General features: G+C 58.1%; 16 protein-coding genes. 1 reads left to right on the forward strand and 15 read right to left on the reverse strand.

Translation table 11 applies throughout. The features are described from left to right. Window positions 1-356 precede the first annotated feature (356 nt). Window positions 357-1502: a porin gene (locus D3871_RS09015; protein ID WP_158597893.1), complete on the reverse strand. Its 1146-nt coding sequence runs from the start codon at window positions 1500-1502 to the stop codon at window positions 357-359. Between the two features lie 474 nt (window positions 1503-1976). On the opposite strand from D3871_RS09015, the gene D3871_RS09020 reads away from it, so the two are divergent. Next, the gene (locus tag D3871_RS09020) at window positions 1977-3053 is read left to right on the forward strand and encodes an AraC family transcriptional regulator (protein WP_119768582.1); all 1077 of its coding nucleotides are present in this window, start codon (window positions 1977-1979) and stop codon (window positions 3051-3053) included. Window positions 3054-3160: 107 nt separating this feature from the next. Here D3871_RS09020 and D3871_RS31295 read toward each other — a convergent pair whose 3' ends face one another. The 14 genes from D3871_RS31295 to D3871_RS09090 form a co-directional block, all read right to left on the reverse strand. Beyond that, window positions 3161-3286 carry a hypothetical protein gene (locus D3871_RS31295; protein ID WP_274381717.1) on the reverse strand — a complete coding sequence of 42 codons (126 nt, stop codon included), beginning with the start codon at window positions 3284-3286 and terminating at the stop codon, window positions 3161-3163. 41 nt (window positions 3287-3327) lie between these two features. Continuing rightward, window positions 3328-3975 (reverse strand): TetR/AcrR family transcriptional regulator, encoded by a 648-nt coding sequence (locus D3871_RS09025; RefSeq protein WP_119768583.1) that lies wholly within the window; start codon window positions 3973-3975, stop codon window positions 3328-3330. Then, window positions 3972-4424 (reverse strand): cache domain-containing protein, encoded by a 453-nt coding sequence (locus tag D3871_RS09030; protein WP_119768584.1) that lies wholly within the window; start codon window positions 4422-4424, stop codon window positions 3972-3974. Before D3871_RS09030 ends, D3871_RS09025 begins: the two co-directional genes overlap by 4 nt. A gap of 335 nt (window positions 4425-4759) precedes the next feature. After that, a complete protein-coding gene (locus D3871_RS09040; RefSeq protein ID WP_338016834.1) occupies window positions 4760-5659 on the reverse strand; it encodes an alpha/beta fold hydrolase in 900 nt (299 codons plus the stop codon). A gap of 25 nt (window positions 5660-5684) precedes the next feature. Next, window positions 5685-7079 (reverse strand): MmgE/PrpD family protein, encoded by a 1395-nt coding sequence (locus tag D3871_RS09045; protein ID WP_119768585.1) that lies wholly within the window; start codon window positions 7077-7079, stop codon window positions 5685-5687. A gap of 48 nt (window positions 7080-7127) precedes the next feature. Beyond that, a complete protein-coding gene (locus D3871_RS09050) occupies window positions 7128-7910 on the reverse strand; it encodes an SDR family NAD(P)-dependent oxidoreductase (RefSeq protein WP_158597895.1) in 783 nt (260 codons plus the stop codon). Window positions 7911-8329: 419 nt separating this feature from the next. Continuing rightward, a complete protein-coding gene (locus D3871_RS09055; RefSeq protein WP_119768587.1) occupies window positions 8330-9328 on the reverse strand; it encodes an aldo/keto reductase in 999 nt (332 codons plus the stop codon). Window positions 9329-9347: 19 nt separating this feature from the next. After that, entirely contained in the window at window positions 9348-10955 is a 1608-nt protein-coding gene (locus tag D3871_RS09060) for an AMP-binding protein (RefSeq protein WP_119769992.1), read from the reverse strand. Window positions 10956-11009: 54 nt separating this feature from the next. Then, on the reverse strand, window positions 11010-12248 hold the full coding sequence (locus D3871_RS09065; RefSeq protein WP_119768588.1) for a thiolase family protein: 1239 nt from the start codon (window positions 12246-12248) through the stop codon (window positions 11010-11012). Between the two features lie 21 nt (window positions 12249-12269). After that, window positions 12270-13244: a zinc-binding dehydrogenase gene (locus D3871_RS09070; protein WP_119768589.1), complete on the reverse strand. Its 975-nt coding sequence runs from the start codon at window positions 13242-13244 to the stop codon at window positions 12270-12272. Between the two features lie 42 nt (window positions 13245-13286). Beyond that, window positions 13287-13808 (reverse strand): VOC family protein, encoded by a 522-nt coding sequence (locus D3871_RS09075; RefSeq protein WP_119768590.1) that lies wholly within the window; start codon window positions 13806-13808, stop codon window positions 13287-13289. A 59-nt stretch (window positions 13809-13867) separates the two neighbouring features. Next, window positions 13868-15469, reverse strand: a complete 1602-nt coding sequence (locus D3871_RS09080; protein WP_119768591.1) for an AMP-binding protein — start codon at window positions 15467-15469, stop codon at window positions 13868-13870. An 84-nt stretch (window positions 15470-15553) separates the two neighbouring features. After that, a complete protein-coding gene (locus D3871_RS09085) occupies window positions 15554-16864 on the reverse strand; it encodes a TRAP transporter large permease (protein ID WP_119768592.1) in 1311 nt (436 codons plus the stop codon). Continuing rightward, window positions 16861-17427: a TRAP transporter small permease subunit gene (locus tag D3871_RS09090; RefSeq protein WP_119768593.1), complete on the reverse strand. Its 567-nt coding sequence runs from the start codon at window positions 17425-17427 to the stop codon at window positions 16861-16863. The genes D3871_RS09085 and D3871_RS09090 overlap by 4 nt, the downstream gene beginning before the upstream one ends. Between the last annotated feature and the right edge of the window lie 20 nt (window positions 17428-17447).

Genomic DNA, 17447 nt, shown 5'->3' on the forward strand with positions numbered 1-17447 from the left:
TGTAAAAAGTTGATATGAACCAGCATGTATTTTGTAGAACGCTTCAATGCTTCAATGATCCCGATGCCCTTATTGCTTGCCGACGAAGTACGGTCCGCCACGATCGCATTCGTCGCCTGGCTGACCGCATGGCGATCGAGGCGCTGCGAGTTGAGCTGCCCGGCTTCAAGTGTCAAGCATTGCCATGTGCATCGGATGGCTTCTGACCAGCCGCGAGTATGTAGAACTGAAAAATGCCTGGGCTGAATATGCTATCCAGCCCAGGTAAGGCATCGCGCAGGCGACGCACACCTTGGAGACAATTGGTCGCTTGGACTCAAGCCGGCGGACCGCCATGGCCCGCCTTGGGGGAGTGCTTAGAAAAAGTGTCGAATACCGACTGCCAGCGCCTTGATATCTGCGCTGAGTGCGCCGGGAGCTACTGCTCCGTCACCGGAAATCAGGGGGAAGGCCGCGGTCGCGCTGTTGTTCAGTTGGCCGTAAGAAGCGTACAGCGACGTGCGGCGCGACATCGGATGTACATAACCCAGACCGAATACATTCCCGGTCGCTGCGGCGCCGGCCACCGCTTCCTGCTTCATTCGCTGCAGGTTGGCGTATACCGTACCTGTGCCAATTTTTGCCGAAGCGCCTAACCAGGCATCACTACTGTCAGCATTGTTAGGCTGCTTCGCCAGGAAGTAACCCGCTGAAAGCGTATAGGCCCCGAACGTATATTTCGCGCCGATCACGTGATCTTTGCGAGTGCTGCTACCGCCGGTGAATGCCGCTGGCGTACCAGCAACCAGCGGCAGTTTGAGTTCCTGATAGGCACCAGCGAGGACCAGGCCGCCCATCGTATAGATGCCACTTGCGCCCCACATGCGGTTGGCATCCGACGGCGGCATTCCCGCGCCGCCTGCGCTTTCCGAACCGAAGCTGACCATTACCCGAGCCTTGAAGCCATCCAGGTCAGGAGATTCATAGAAGACGGCATTGCTCGCGCGTCCAAATCGTTCAGATCCGGTTCCCGACAACGCCACTGTTTGCTGCAGGTTGCCATACAGTCCCAAGGCCATGACATCGGTATCCCTCACCACATAATAGTTCGGGGTATAGTCGCGGCCGAGCGTCACGCTGCCGAAGCCACCTTCCAGCCCGACATAGGAGCGGCGATTGAACAGGCCGTTAACAGCAGCGCCACCAGTCGCAGTCGGGGTGGCCGTCGACGGATTGCCTGCATACGTTTTCATGGCGCCAGTATCGAGATCGAACCCTGCCTCGAGCTGGAACTTGGCCTTCAAACCGTTACCAAGATCATCAACCCCACGAAAGCCAATCAACGACGCAGTCATCACGCCGGAAGAAAGGCCAACCGAATTCGATCGTGCCGCTGCGCCGTTGTCGGTAAATGCGACGCCTGCATCGACTACCCCATACATCGATACATTCGAAGCAGATTGTGCGTGACAAAACGGAGCAAACGTTGCAAGCACGGCCAGTGCCAAGACTGGTTTCATCATATTGGTGTCTCCCAAATAGTTAGAATAAGAATTGTTTTCCACTTCCGAACCAGACTTCTCGAAGATGCGAGCGTCTGAAAATGGTTGCCTCTCCATTGCAGGTGAGAACGATTGGATTATTACTGCGGGAATTCACGCTGGTATTGACTGCAACGCAGGCAATCATTGACCCGAGAAAAAGTGGTCCGACGTGAGTGACGTGATGCTGTGTCGGTCAACTCCGCCGACACGTGGCGAGTGGGCGGAAAGCGAGCAAGCGATGATGCCGCTATTGCAGGGCCGATCAAGACGTGAACAACCTCACAAAAAAAAGGAACCTTGATCGAAAAATTATGTAATATCGTCCGTGGAGACAAATAAATCGCGTTGCCACTTCGAGCCAACGCAACATCATGCACTTTTCTCACCAGGGCATGCGGCAGGGCTATGACAAAGGCAAGTAGTTAGCCACCAAATGCCAACTCACACGGCGGTATGAAATCATCAGAATTGAGCGCGCAATCATCCCCCCCGATTGGAAGCAGATACACCACTGCGACATGGGTTTTGCGTTTGTTGACGGAGTACAGTGAGGAGCTTGGCCTTCCGGCTGAAGACCTGCTTCGCAGAGTTGGGAATGAACCAGGCCTGCTCGACGATCATGACGGACGTCTGCCCTGTGATGATTTCGTACGTGCGTGCGCCTATGTCGTCTCGCAATTCGCGATTCCACATCTTGGTCTTCGCCTTGGGGAGCGAATGAGGCCGCGCTACCTAGGCGCTTACGGCTTCGCTGTTCTCAGCTGCTCCAACATGAGGGAACTTTTTGTTCAGCTGGCGCGCTACACAGCGCTTGCAAGCAATGTCGGCCATATCTGGGTGGAGGAAAACGAAACCGCATTCATTCGGTATTGGCGAAGCTTCATGGACCAAGGTGAGCCGACTCCCAATCTATTGGATGAGATGGCAATGGCCAGTTGGATTACCACGGCTCGCCAAACGACGGGCAATCCTGCCATGTCGCCTCGCTGGGTGGCATTCCGTCATTCGGCACCCGCGGATCTTGCGCCCTACCAGAATTTGTTTCGATGCGAGATTCGCTTCGATGCAGACGAAGTAGCGCTATGTTTTGATCGTGAATTTCTTGATGTGAAGCTGCCACAGGGGGATGCGCGAGTCCATGCACTCATGACAGCCTTGTGTGACCGTCTTCTCACGCAGATTGGGGATCCGTCGGAACCCAAATGGCTCACTGATTGCCGACGAGTCATTATCAACGCGTTCAGGAACGGTGAGCCAGATGTCGGATATGTCGCGAAGATATTGGGACTGCCACCCAGCGTGTTACGCCAGAAGCTAAAGCAGCATGCATTGTATTTCCGGACGTTTGTTGACGAACTAAGACACGATCTCGCGCTAACTTATCTCGCAGACCACACATTGGCCCTCCTCGACATAGCCTACTTGCTGGGATTTTCCGAGCAAAGTGCCTTTCAACGCGCCTTCAAACGCTGGACGGGAAAGACGCCCGGCGAATATCGCAAGCAATCGTTAGGCAACGCGGATTCGTGATTGTGACGACGACGAAAATATGAACCGCCCCTGCCGCCAAGCGGTGATTTACGGTGCCGCTTGGGGCTCCGTGCTCCATTCGGCACGAGGCCCGTTGGCGGCGGTACTTAAAGGATGGACGAAAGCCACTGTGCCAGCGGCGGCCAGGCATAGATCAGCCATGCCAGCACCAGCATCCTGATCCAGAAAGGCGTCGCACCGATAAAGGCGATCAGTGAGGGAAATATCGACACAAGGAACTCGAGGCTCGATGCCCGGCATGCATAGATAACGTCTAGCTTGATGGCGGGTTCGTTTGCACCAGGCCGGAAAAAAGCAAGTCTGCTAACAAGTCCTCGTGCAATCCACATTCCTTGCCGATGGACATTTCAGAGGAATGCGACATCGCACTCAGCATCATCGGCGCAACAATGATGCTGGCACCGTGGGCTACGTCGTGGATCCGGAACTCGCCACGGTCGACACCACGTAGAAGAACTCGGGTGACAATCGCCTCGATTGGTACCACGACCTCTTCATAATAAAAGCGTAATAGCTCCGGAAAGTTTCCCGCTTCGGCCACAACAAGTCTGGCAATGTCGGACAACGGCGTACGACAAAGGCGTTCCGATATCTCGTGCAGAACAATGCGGAGCAATTGTTGGCAATCCACTTCACTCCGCTCGACAAGGGTTTCAATCTCGGCAGGATTGAAACCGGCGTTCTCTCGCACGACGGCCTTGAACAACTCTTCCTTGTTCAGGAAGTGCAGGTATAGTGCCCCCTTCGAGATACCGGCCATTGCGGCAATGTCGTCCATGCGCGTCGCTACATACCCGTGTTTCGAAAAAACACGGAGCGCGGCCAATAGAAGCTCGCCGTTAGACGTCCTGGCACGGCGTCGTCGAACCTCGTGGCAGAAAGCATCAGGGAACCGCTTCACTTGCCCTTGTAAATCCCGCAGTTGATGACCACGTCGCCGACTTGTTCCATGTAGGTCGACTTGTGTTCGATGTTACCTGTCGCTGGGTTTGGCCACTTGTAGTCGATCCATCCCTTGCCCTTTGTCTTGACCACTTCCATTCCATCCTTGATAAATGCCCGGCCGTCGGCATCTTTCATCAACAAGACATCCTTTCCTATCAACTTGGGAAAGGTGCCATTGGCAAGCACGACACCGTTCAAGTCGAGGACTGCGACATACAAATCCTTGTCCAGATATTTCGCGCTCTTGTTATTGATTTCCTCGATCGTCTTGTCGCGTCCGTTTTGCTTCAGCGACGAAATAACCTTTTGTACGAGCGCGACCGCCTCATCGGGCGTTCCTCGTTCTGCGGCGAAGCCCAAGGACGACGTCAGTACCAGCAATATGGAAGCCAGCAATTTTTTCATTTCTCCTCCTGTCGTTATAAAAAATATATATTTCGAAATCTGCGAGACGCCTAAGCGCGCTACTGCCATAGCTGCTTCATCGTGATAAGCAAATTATTGATTCTTTGCACGCAACCGTATTGACTTGGTGCACGCTCGCGGCGAACACCTCTTCCACGAATCTGTGGTGATAGAGCTTCAATACTTCGAGCTGCAGTTTCTCGTTCGATCCGAAATGAAAGACCACACCCCCTTTTCCCCATCGTGTTTTTCCGGGTGAGCATGATGCGCTTGCTACGCGGATAATTTGTCCCGTCGCCGTTCATCATGGAGAAAACCCCGTATCTCGCACAAAATCACCTGTCCGCAGGAGAAGGTGGGACCTCCCGCGACAGAAATTCGATGATCGCTGCGCCGAAGATGTCGTTTCGGTCACCTGCCACCATATGGCTCGCCTTGGTGATATTCACATATTGGCTTTTCGGGTAAAGCCGCAGAAATTCGCGCGCGCCCTCTTCACTGACGACGTCTGACATACCGCCGCGCACCAGCAATGTTGGAATTTCTACGCGACTTGCACACGTCTCTAGCCGTTGCTGACGTTTGACAAGGTCAAACGTCTTCTCGAGTCCAATCAGAAACTGCGGATCCCAGTGCCAGTAGTATTTACCATTCGCGCCAAGACGCACATTCTTGGCAAGCCCACCCAAATCCTTGGGTCGCGTACGGTGCGGCTGATAGTTCGCTATCGCATCGGCCACTTCTTCCAGCGAGTCGAAGCCATCCCGCTTCTGAAGCATGAATGCGCCAATTTTTTGCACGCCTTCGATTTCGACCTTCGGAGCCGTGTCTACCAGAATCACTGCGCTGGCATGAAGTCTCCGTTCACCTGCAGCGATCAAACTCGTTTCTCCCCCCATCGACGCGCCGACCAGTGCTGCGTGCGTCTTGCCCAGCTGGCCGATCACGCATCTCAAATCCTCGAGCATCGCATCCTGACTGTAGTCTCCATCGTCAACCCAATCAGAGTCGCCGTGGCCCCGGGCATCGAAGGCGACCGCATAGTATCCCGCCGCACCGAGCTCTTCGCCGATGCGTTTCCAGGCATGGCGTGTCTGCCCGCCTCCATGCAGCAGCACCACCAAGGGGGCTGCCGGATCTCCCCAGGAATCTCCGGCAATCCGGACATCGCCGAATCCGCGCCAGAAATGCATGGGTTCAGGTGTACCTGCAATCCGCCTTCTAATTTTCATCATCGCCATTCCTTGTTATATGTCTGGCCTAGCGTGGCCGACAGGCCAGACTCATCAGCCGCTCAAGCGAGTGCTCCTGCTCGATCGCCAGCACACGAGTGACCAGCTCCCGTGCTGCCGCTTCCGGAACCACACGCGTGGCATTCGCCATGAACTTGCCGACGATATCCTTCCGCAACCACGGAAACTCGGGCGTGCCGAGGCTGGAAGACTTGCGGCAGCGCAAGATCTGGCCGGATTTCAGGTGGACGATCACTTCTCCCGGAAAGTGGGCGGGATAGTCGCTCAGGGGGTCGTCAACGCACTGCACCCGCGCAGCCAGTGCCAACACATCAGGCTCGTCCAGGGGTTCGTCGTGAAATGCGGCAAGGTCGACACGTCCCCGCACCAGCGCGAGCGCCACCACGTACTGGATGCTGAACAAGGCGCGGTAAGGTTCAGTCGGGCGAATGCAGTCTTCCCGCGGTTCGGCGATCAGCTTGTGCAACTCCAGTGACAGGGGGCATTCGATTCGCTCGACGTCGGCCAGGTTGAAGTGATCGCGCAGTTCGAGCGCCGCATCCACGGCGGCGTGCAGGAAGCCGCAGCACGGATAAGGCTTCAACGCAATTGCCGACGCATGCCACACCGCACCCAACGCGTGGGTGGGCGACTGTTCGCCCTGTGGAACGCGCCGAATATGCGTCGCATACAGCCCGCGTGGACCTTCGAGCATCGTGTCAGGCCCAACGAAGCCGGCCCTGGCCATGCTTGCGGCGATCACGCCGGCATGCGCCGCCCAGCCGCCGTGAAAGCGCTTGAGCCATGACGTGCCGAGTTCCAGCACGCCGGCCGCCTGGCTGCCACACATGCCCAGCCCCCATGACAGTTGTTGCTCGCTCAGTCCCATGAGCTTGCCGGCGGTCGCAGCCGCAGCGAACGTCCCGCAGATCGCGGTCGGATGGAATCCCCCGCGCATGAAATCGCCGGACGCAGCCAAGGCAAGGCGGCAACCGACCTCGAGTCCCAGGACATAAGACAACAGCACCTGCTTACCACTCGCGCCCCGAACTTCTCCGACCGCGAGGGCCGCAGGCATGACCGGTGCGCTGGCGTGATAAATGGCGGCGATATGCGTGTCGTCGTAATCGAGGCCATGGGCGAGGACGCCGTTGACCAATGCGGCAGAGGCGGCCGACATCCGGTCTCCGAAGCCGATTGCCGTCGATGCGCCGCCCTCACCGAGCGCCAGAACGCCCTGCAGGGCTGACTTGGCAAAACCAAAACCACTCGACGCGATCGCGACGCCCAGCGTGTCGAGGAGGTGCTCCTTGGCGGAATCCCGTAGCGCAGCGGGGATTTGCTCGAACGTCATGCCGGCCGCGAAGCTCGCAAGCCTCTGAGTTTCTGTGGCAGCGACAGTAGTAGAAGAAGCGGTAGTCATGGTGCTGTGTCTCCTTTGGGCATTTATGATTTGCAAGGTAGCGACGCCTCAGCGCAGCAGACGCGAGCCGCCGTCCACGGTATATTCCGCGCCAGTAATGTATGCGGCATCATCGGAGGCAAGAAAAGCAATCAATGATGCGACGTCTTCGGGCTTGCCAACACCTCCCAGCGGCACGCGGTCGAAGTACTGTTGTGCGGCATTGGCTGCCGCAGCATCCATGCCTTTATTCAGCTGGGCGGCGATGCTATCAATCATTCGCGTCGCGATCAGACCTGGGTGAACCGAGTTGCAGCGTACTTTCACGCCACCCTGGCTACCATGAAGCGCAACTGACTTGGTTAGCTGTGTCACGGCACCTTTGCTCGCGCCGTAAGCGACACTGTATGGCGTTGGGTAGTAGGCCGCGAGAGAGGAGATGTTTACGATGGAACCGCCTCCCTGCTTGCGCATCACCGGCATTACCTCCCTGCACCCCAGGAACGTGCCATCGAGATTGACCTGGATGACGCGGCGCCATTCATCCAGCGACATGCGCTCCAGGTTGCCCGATGTGACGTCGCCTTCGATCCCTGCAGCATTCACCAGGATATGGAGTCCGCCATGACGGGCCGACACGCCGGTGACAACAGACTTCCAGTCCGATTCGCTGGAGACATCCAGTTTGACGTACTCGATACCGGCAGCTCTCATCAATTCGGCATCTTCTACGGGGCGCAGGTCACCTACGATAACTGTTGCTCCTTGTTGAGCGAGAAGGTTCGCCGTAGCGGCACCGATTCCATTCGCTCCGCCGGTGATAAGGGCAACCTTGTTCTTGAACTTTTGCATCTTCATCTCTCCTTTTGCATGTTTCTGCGATTTAGTTCCGTCATGCCGGATTGGCGTACACCAACATCCGCCGCATTCGTGCGACAGAATGATTAACTTTTTAAGTCACACGACTTATGAACTCCGAACTTGCTCTTCGCTATGAAACCGAGCCCAAGGTGTAGCATTCGAGTTCGATCGGGTCATGGCGCAAAACAGTTCAACCTCGTCGCTATGGTCCGCTGCCAACTCGCGGAGCCGCGCCTGGTTTTGAAGTCACCTGAATCGCCGATTAGAAGAAACCCGATAGGAGTGGCATCTGTGGCGTTGCGGTGATCTCGGATTGGTGGTCGTAAGCATCTCCACAGTGCAGCAACTATATTTGTGTAGTGGTTCCCCAAAAAAGGGGCAAGCCGGCAAGAAACCAGGAAAGTCAGGCCTTATCGATCCAGCATCTTCATGATCGCCGCTGGGTACCGGTCTCCAGCGATACAGCCAGGAGCGAATATGTTTCCGATTTGTTCGATCGTTTCAGTGTCCAGACGAAGCTTCAAGGCGCCGAAGTTCTCATCCAGGTACGCAAGTGTGTCGCAGCCGCAGATCGCAAACAGCTGGGGATCTTTGTTGAACAGCCAGGCCAATGCCAACTGCGAAAGACTGCAGTGCATGTCCTTGGCAATGTCAGCGAGTTGGTCGACCAGCATGACGTTCTTCGGAAAGTTCTCGGGTGAAAAGCGCGGGTACAGCCGCCGCACGTCATCCGATTCCATTTGATCGAGGCTGCGCAGCTTGCCCGAAAGCATGCCACGCGCAAGCGGTGAGAAGGCCATCAGCGACACCCCGAGCTCGTCATAGACGTCGAGCATGCGTTCTTCGGCCTCTCGGGCCCACAAGGAGTACTCTGCCTGTACGGCGGTGATGGCGTGAACGGCACACGCGCGCCGCAATGTATGCTCCGATACCTCGCACAGGCCCAGGTAGCGGACCTTCCCTTCCCTGACCAGATCCGCCATTGCACCCACAGTGTCTTCGATCGGCACCTGGGGATCCAGGCGGTGCTGGAAGTACACATCGATACAATCCGTGTTTAGTCGTCGCATGGAAGCCTCACACGCCGCCCTGACATAGGCTGGATCGCTGCGGAGTCCAAGCCCAAGTCCCTCTCCGCTACGTACATACCCAAACTTGGTAGACAGCAGCACCCGGTCGCGCCGCCCTTCCAACGCTTTTGCCACCAGTTCCTCGTTGTGCCCCCATCCGTAGAAGTCGGCGGTGTCGATCAGATCGATACCCCGATCGATGGCTTGGCGAATGACCTGAACCGACTCGGCGTCGGATCGCGCCCCGTAGGAGTTACTCATCGAATAACAACCGAGTGCCATGGCACACGCGTTCCTGCCAGTCTTGCCAAGCTGACGCTTGAAAAATTTGTCTTGCATAGTGGGGGCCTCAGTATGCTTATTTGGATCTGGTGTACACGTTGTTCGCATCGGGGTGGAACGACTCAAGCAGCACACGCTCCAACGGTTTCTCCGATGCCGTCTTGGGTATCTCGTCGACCAACTGAAGGTAGGTCGGCACGCTGTTCCTCTCCAGGCGCTTCCCGCAGAATGCGAACAGCGATTCGGAATCCCACGTTGCCGGATTGCGGGCAACGATAGCTGCGACCAGGTCCTTTTCCCCCGGCACCCCGGACGCGCTCGGTACGCCATAGATGAAGACATCATCGACATCCGGGTGCTCGGAGACCTCCTTCTCGATGAAGCCGGGCGAGATGAACTCCCCATTGCGCCGCAGTTCGCTTCCCTTGCGATGCATGAAGTAGAGCCAGCCGTCCTCGTCGCGATAGCCGATATCGCCCATGCGCAGCAGGCCATCCCGGGTTTTCTTTTCCGAGGCTTCCGAATTGCGGTAGTAGTCGACAAGGATGGGGCTCCCGTCCATATTTGCAAACACGATCTCACCGGGCTGGAAGGGTTCGCACTCCCGATCTTCTTCATCGAGGATGCGGGCGGCCAGGCCTGGCGGCGGCTTGCCGAGGCTGCCGACGGGGCCGACGCCGGGAAGATTGAACGTAAGCCCTCCTTCCGCGGCGCCGTACCATTCGACGATCCGTACGCCGAAACGCTGCGCGAAATCATCCCAGAGTTCCTTTGGCATGCCCGAGCAGATGACCATGCGAAGCGGGTTATCGACTTCCTCCGGGCTTTTTGGCTCGCTGTAGATCGCGGTCGTCATGCCGCCCAGCAGGTTCAGCGTCGTGCAGCGGAATTCACGGATCACGGACCACAACCGGCTCTTGGTGAACTTGCGGCTGAGCACGGCCGGGATCTGGTTATACAGCGCGCCACTCAGGGTGAAGAGCAGCGCATTGCCGTGGGTGAGCGACAAGCCGGTGTACATCCGGTCGTTGGCGTCGATCCCGCACATCCTGACACCCAGGCTCGCCGCTGCATATCGGCCGTGCGAACAGATGATAGCCTTGGGGTCGCCCGTCGTTCCGGAGGTGAACAACATCTGCATGGGCGCCTCCGGGCTGAGCGCCGCAATCGGCAGTTCATCGCCCTCATCGACAAGGACTGCGTCGAGCCAGTCGGCTTTCTCCGGAAGGCTGGCCATACGTGGCCCCTCCGCATGGACCAGCCACATCCACTCCAGCCTCGGCACCTCGGGCGCCACCTCGATCAATTGGTCGAGGCAGTAGGAACCGGCGATGATACCTTTGCACTCCACGAAGTCGAGCATGTACTGCAGCTTTTTGCCGCGTGTACGTGGATCGATCGGCACGAACACAGTACCGAGAATCGACGACGCGATGATCGCATCGACGAACTCGGCATGGTTCTGCATCAGCAGCGCAAAGCGATCGCCCGGCCCCATCCCCCTGGAAGCCAATGCGCGAGCCAGCATCTGCCCTCGACGCCAGAGACTGTCGTAGTGACGATGGTCCACGAGGTTGACGCCAGTGTCGTCATGTGCGACGAAGGTCAGGAGCGGCGATTCGCTTGGCGAATTGACCCTGGACTTGACCAATTGGGCGAGAGAAGCAAAAGATGATGTTTGCATGGTCTTGTGTAATTTATCGATTCGGTCCGATGTCGATAGCGCTCGCATACAGGCTTAACGCGCAAGGATCGTGATGCACGCCGACGCTTCCTCGACCCCGATCAGGCCACCGCCGTTCTCCGCCAGGCCGACGCGGGCATTAGCCACCTGGCGGGAGCCGGCTTCACCACGCAACTGCATCACCAGTTCGTAAACCTGCGCCAGACCGGTAGCGCCGATGGGATGTCCCTTGGACTCCAGGCCGCCAGAAGGATTGACCGGGATACGTCCGCCGAGCGACGTCTCGCCGCGCTCGGCCAACGGACCGCCTTCACCGATCGGACAGAAACCGAGGAATTCGGTCTGGACAATTTCGCCCATTGCGGTCGCGTCATGTACTTCAGCCACGGACACATCGGACGGGCCCAAACCGGCTTTCTCATAGGCTTGCCTGGCGGCCAATGCGGTACAGGCATTCGCGTCGTCATGGACATCACGATCCGCGCCGGCCCGCACCACGGAAGCCAAGACGCGGATTGCGCGCGACCGGTCCAGGCCCAGGCGTTTAAGCGCACTTTCGTTGCAGACGATGGCTGCTGCCGCCCCATCCGAAACGGGCGAGCACATCGGCAAGGTCAGCGGATAGGTGATCGGCGGCCCGGCCAGGACCTGCTCGATAGTGTACGGCTCCCGATACTGCGACAGCGGGTTGTGCTGCGAGTGCTGGTGGTTCTTGGCGGCGACCGCGGCCAGCTGGCGTTGGGTGGTTCCATAACGTTTCATGTGCTCGCGCGCGAGAGAGGCATAGATGTCCATGAACACGCTGTATGGCTTGGGCGAAGTCGTGCCCTCGGGAATTTCCAGCCCCTGCCCCAGTTGCAGCAGGCGCCGCTTGTTTTCCTCGACCTGCGTGATATCCCATCCGCTATCGAACGCTGAAAACATCTTCGCACGATCTGCCGAATACATCTTCTCGGCGCCCACCGCCAGCGCGATATCGCATTCTCCCGCCTTGATAAAGTTGACCGCCAGATGCATGGCGGTGCTGGCGCTCGCACACGCATTCTCGACGGTGACGATGGGGATGCCGCCAATACCCATGGCGCGCAGCGCCACCGGCCCCCGGATCATGTGCTGACCCTCCATGTGCCCCTGCACACAGTTGCCGAAGTACGCGGCCTGAAGGCTCGTGGCCTCCACGCCCGCGTCCTCGAGCGCTGCATCCACAGCGATCTTTGTCAGCTGCTTGATATTCAGATCCAGCAGCCTTCCGAACAGCGTCATGCCGACGCCGACGACGTATACGTTTTCCATATTCTTGTTCCTTCAATCAGATTAAGACGTGTGGGAGAGAACGATCTTCCCGAAATGGCTGTTTGTCGCCATGTGCTCTAGTGCCTGCGAAATTTCATCAAGTCGATACACCTTGTCGATCGGCATGCGCAGTTCCCCCTTGCTGATGAAAGGCTCCAGATCGCGTCTGGCGCGAGTGACGACCTCCACTACCTCGACCGGGCTTCGCGTGCGGAAGCTCACACCGACATAGTTGATGCGGCGCATCGAATGCAAGTCGAAATTAAAGTCGCCGCTTTCGCCGGCAATGCGGCCGACGTTAACCATACGGCCGCCGATACGTGTTGCCGCCAGCCCGCCGTTGACATACGGCCCAGCCACCATGTCGACGAGGAGATCAACCCCGTTCCCCTCGGTGACGTCGAGCACCTGTTTCACCCAATCCGACGCGCGGGTGTCGACGACGACGTCCGCGCCGAAGTCCTTCAACCGAGCGCGACGATCCGCCGAGGTCGATGAGCCGATAACCAATCCGGCACCTAGCGCTTTCGCGATTTGCAGACCTGACAGTCCCACGCCTGAACTAGCGCCCTGGACCAGGATCGACTGTCCGGCCTTGAATGCACCATTGGTCGCGATGGCGTCGTGCATGGTCTGAAGACCTACGGGCAACGCTGCGGCCTGCTCGTAAGACATGTCTTGCGGAATGGAATACATCAGTGGGGCATATCCTAGAGTGAAGTCAGCAAACCCCCCGATGCCTGCACCCATCACTCGATCACCGACCCGCCAGCCGCCCGCATCCTGGCCCAGTTCAACGATCTCGCCGGCCCATTCGACGCCCAGGGGCACGCCTTGTCCGCCTGCGCTGCCGTGGGCAGCCCCTTTTGCCATCACCAGATCGATGCGGTTCAGCGCACTGGCCTTCACCTGAACCAGAACCTGTCCCTTGCCCGGCTGTGGCCGAGCGACTTCGGTAACAACGACTTCACTGCCGTTAGAAACTATTGCACGCATCAAAAAATCCTCCTAATCCTCGTCACTGTGTCGTGTATACGTTCATACCTTGCGGATCGGGTTGGTTCCATCCCAGTTGAGGGCCGCCAGTCGAACCTGCTCGAAGATCTGGCCCTTGGGACCGCTGATGTCCGACAGTTCGATCACCGTGCCAGGGGTGGACGCCGATTCGAAATAACAGAAACGTCCGGTCGGTCCGCCGATCTGCCCTTCCTGTGCGACCTTGTGTCCGAGCGAGCGCGCGCGGTCCAGAACAGCCTGGTAGTCCTTGGTCCAGTACGCGATATGCTGGATCCCCGTTCCACCCGCTTCCACGAACTCTTTCCACATGGAGGGCCCATCGTTCTTCATCTGGATCAGCTCGATCTGCATGTCACCGGAATTCGCGACAGCGGCACCGATCAAGGCGCTGGAAGCCTGTCCGCGATAGTTGAAGTAGTCAATGTTGACGTTCTCGGCATGGAACCATGGACCGACGCCCATGGACAGCCAATGCTGCATCGCCGCTTCGATATCCTGTACTACGTAACCAATCTGGCAAATCTTTCCAAAGAGAGTGCTCATAAGATTCCTTTGTATAGTTGATGGAACGGCTTCGCCGCCAATGTCAGCAAGCCCCAGCGTTACCTGGACAGCTTGTATTCAGCCTTCTCCCGGTCCCAGGTCGTCGGGGTGACGCCCTGTTCGCGCAGGCGGTACTTCTCGATGCGGTGGGTCGGTGTCTTGGGAAACTCGGTCCGGAAGTCAACAAAACGGGGCACTGCGTAATAAGGCATCAGACCCTCGCAGTGCTTGATCAGGTCAAGTGCCGAGACTTCCTGTCCGGGTTTGAGAACCATGCAGATCATGACCTCGTCCTCGCCGACTTCGGAGGGGACGGCAATCGCCGCCGATTCCAGCACTGCGGGATGCGAATTGACCACCATTTCGACCTCGAACGCCGAGATGTTCTCGCCCCGACGGCGAATCGCATCCTTCTTCCGGTCGACAAAGTAGTAGTAGCCGTCGCTGTCCCGCTTCATCAGATCGCCGGTGTGGAACCAGAGGTTGCGGCTTTGTGCCATCGTGGCGTCGGGGTTCTTGTAGTACCCGTCCATCATGATGTAAGGCTCCTGCGGCCTGAACACGAGCTCGCCAATGGTGTCGATACCGACCGGCTCGTCGTTGTCGTCCACCAGGTCCACCTCATAGCCGCAGATCGGCAGTCCGATCGACCCTACGCGCGTTGCGTCGAGCGGATTGGACAGCGCCACACAGTTCTCGGTTTGACCATAGCCTTCGTGAATGCGCAGGCCGAATCGCTCTTCGAACTGCAGCCACAAATCCTTTGGCGCTCCGCCTCCCGTGGCCATCCGGACCGAATGCTTTCGGTCTCCCGGGGACGGCGGTTGCTTCATCAGGATGGGGATCATGCCGCCGATGTAGTTGATCTGGGTAGCGCGGCAGGCACGCAGCCGCTCCCAGAAGGTCGATGCGCTGAAGTAATCGTCGATGATCAAGGTTGCCCCAGCCATCAGGACCGGCATTGCCGTGACCAACTGGGCGTTGGCGTGGAACAGGGGCAGGCAGGTGTAGAGACGGTCGTCTTGCTTGACGCCCCTCCCTTCTGCGCCCTTGCTGCCATGCCACCAGAAGTAGTTATGGCACAGCAGGATGCCCTTGGACGGCCCCGTGGTTCCCGACGAATACATGAGTGCCAGCGGATCCAGGTTGGAAATTCTGACATCCGGCAAGGGAACGGATTGCGTTTCAAGCACATCGAAGGGATGGGCCGGAAGCGGGAGATCCGGGACCTGGGTCGATCCGCGCGACCACAGGATGACCTTCTCCAGCTTCCCGAAGCCAACCAGCTCATGCTGGAATCGCTCGAGATATTCCTGCGACATCACCGCCATGCGCGAGTCCGAGTGTTCGACGACATGGCGCAGCAGTGGTCCGCGGTAGCCGGTGTTCAAAGTCACCTCGACCAGCCCAATGCGCGCGCACGCAAACCACAGCGCCATGAACTCCGGGCAGTTGGGAAGCATGATGGCCAGCTTGTCACCCTTCTTGAGGCCAAGCGCCACCAGCCCGCCGGCGATGGTCGTGACCCATTCGTCGAATTGCCGGTAGCTCCAGGACTGATCGCCGAACACGATGAACTCGCTGTCCGGTCGAAGCGACGCCTGCATGGAGAGGCAAGCGCCTAGCGTGCGTTGTTCGTTCTTTAATTCAAATGGGTTCATGACAATTACGTTTCAAATTAGTTGGATTGAGTGGGTCGATTTCAGGCCGGGAAACAACATCAGATCGGCGTTGTCGTCACCGCATCAACCCCGGACGAGGCGCGGCAACCAAAGGCTGATTTCCGGGAAGATGATGAGCAGTGCCAGAATGATCAGTTCGATCCCCAGGAACCACAGCAGACCGCGGAAAATTGTTGTCAATGGGACGCTGTCCCGTACGACACCCTTGACCACGAAGGCCTGGATGCCAATCGGCGGGTGCATCAGCCCCAACAGGATCAGCTTGACGACCACCACGCCCAGCCAGACCAGGTCGAGGCCCAGCGTGCGGCAGATCGGCACCAGGATGGGCAGGGTCAGCATCATGATCCCGATACCCTCAAGGAACATGCCAAGCACGATGTAGGTACCGGTGACAATCAGCATGAAAGTCGTTACGCTGGGCTGCCAGCTGGTGATCAGCTTTCCGAGCTCATGGGGCAAACCCGACACCGCCATGAACCGCGTGAAGAGGGCCGCACCGATCACGATGAAGAAGAGCGAGGCGGTCGTCAGTGCAGACTCGGACAGGCTCTCACGTAGCACTTTCCAAGTCATCTCTCCACGCACGATTGCGATCAGGCACGCCAGCATCGCGCTGCCGGCAGCGGCTTCCGTCGAGGTCATTACGCCGCTGTATAGCGTACCGAAGATGCCGATGAAGAGGACAGGCAAGGGCCAGGCGTCAAAGTTGGCGGCACGCCGCTCCGCAGCGGTGAAATCCTTTTCGCCGCGCGGGCCGAGACTGGGATTCAAGGTACAGCGAGTGACGATCATTACCGTGTAAAGCACAGCGGTCAACAGCCCGGGCACGACCCCGGCCATGAACAGATCGGTGACCGGCACTTCGGCATACCACGAGTAGATAATGAACGCGATGCTCGGAGGAATGAGAGCGTCAATCGTTCCGGACGCCGCCACCACCGACGTCGCCAGCGATTTGTCGTAGCGGTACTTCAGCATCTCCGGAATCGCGATCTTGGACATTACCGCGGTGACGGCGACGCTCGATCCCGACACTGCGCCAAATGCCGTGCTGGCCCAGTTCGTGGCGACAGCCAGTCCGCCAGGCACCCACCAGAACCACATCCGGCAGACCTTGTAGACCGATGCGGTCATGCCGGAGTGGAAGGCGAACGCCCCCATCAGGAGGAACATCGGCACGGCCGACAACGTCCAGTTGGCAGCAAAATCATATGGCAATGTGCCCAACGAGCCCAAGGCCGCGTTCGCGCCACGGATCGCCGCCATGCCGCCGACGGATACGAGCGCAAGGCTGATGGCGATCGGCATGCGCAAAAGGAGGAGGACGAAAAGTACGCCGATGCCCCACATGCCAATTTCAAAGTTGCTCATATTGCGTCCCCCTTCAAGCCCGGTGTAAAGGTTTCAAATTCAGGTTCAAGCCCGGTTTCAGGTTCCGTGTCGCTAAAGGCGGAACGCAAATCGGAGACCGCTTGTACGGCGAGATAAGCAGCCGCCAGTGCCGCGCCGGCCACGACCATCCAGCGCGCAGGCCAGATGGGAACCGGGTTCAACTCGGAAGGTGCGGTTTCGAAGATGAGTGTCTTTTCCAACGCATCCCAACCGGCGTACCAAGCCAGTACGGACATGAAGACGCAACCGACGATAGCAACCGTGCCGTCGAGGAACGCCAGTACTCTCTTGGGCAGCAGCTGGTTGAACACCTCTACGATGATCTGCTGCCGCTGGCGCTGCACCACGGCCATGGGCAGAAAGGCGACTGCGACCATGTAGATGTAGGTGACGACCTCGAGTGTTCCGCCGATCGGACGGCTGAAGATCAGGCGCCCAAGGATGTCCGCACAGACGTGCAGCATCATCAGCAAGGTCGCTGTGCAACCGAGCACAAGCAGCAGCGACGAAATTCGGTCCATGAGACCAATGGTGAACTTCATGACATGGCTCCTTCACTGAT

Origin of the sequence: Noviherbaspirillum saxi, assembly GCF_003591035.1 — a bacterium.
In the GTDB taxonomy this organism is placed as follows: domain Bacteria; phylum Pseudomonadota; class Gammaproteobacteria; order Burkholderiales; family Burkholderiaceae_D; genus Noviherbaspirillum; species Noviherbaspirillum saxi.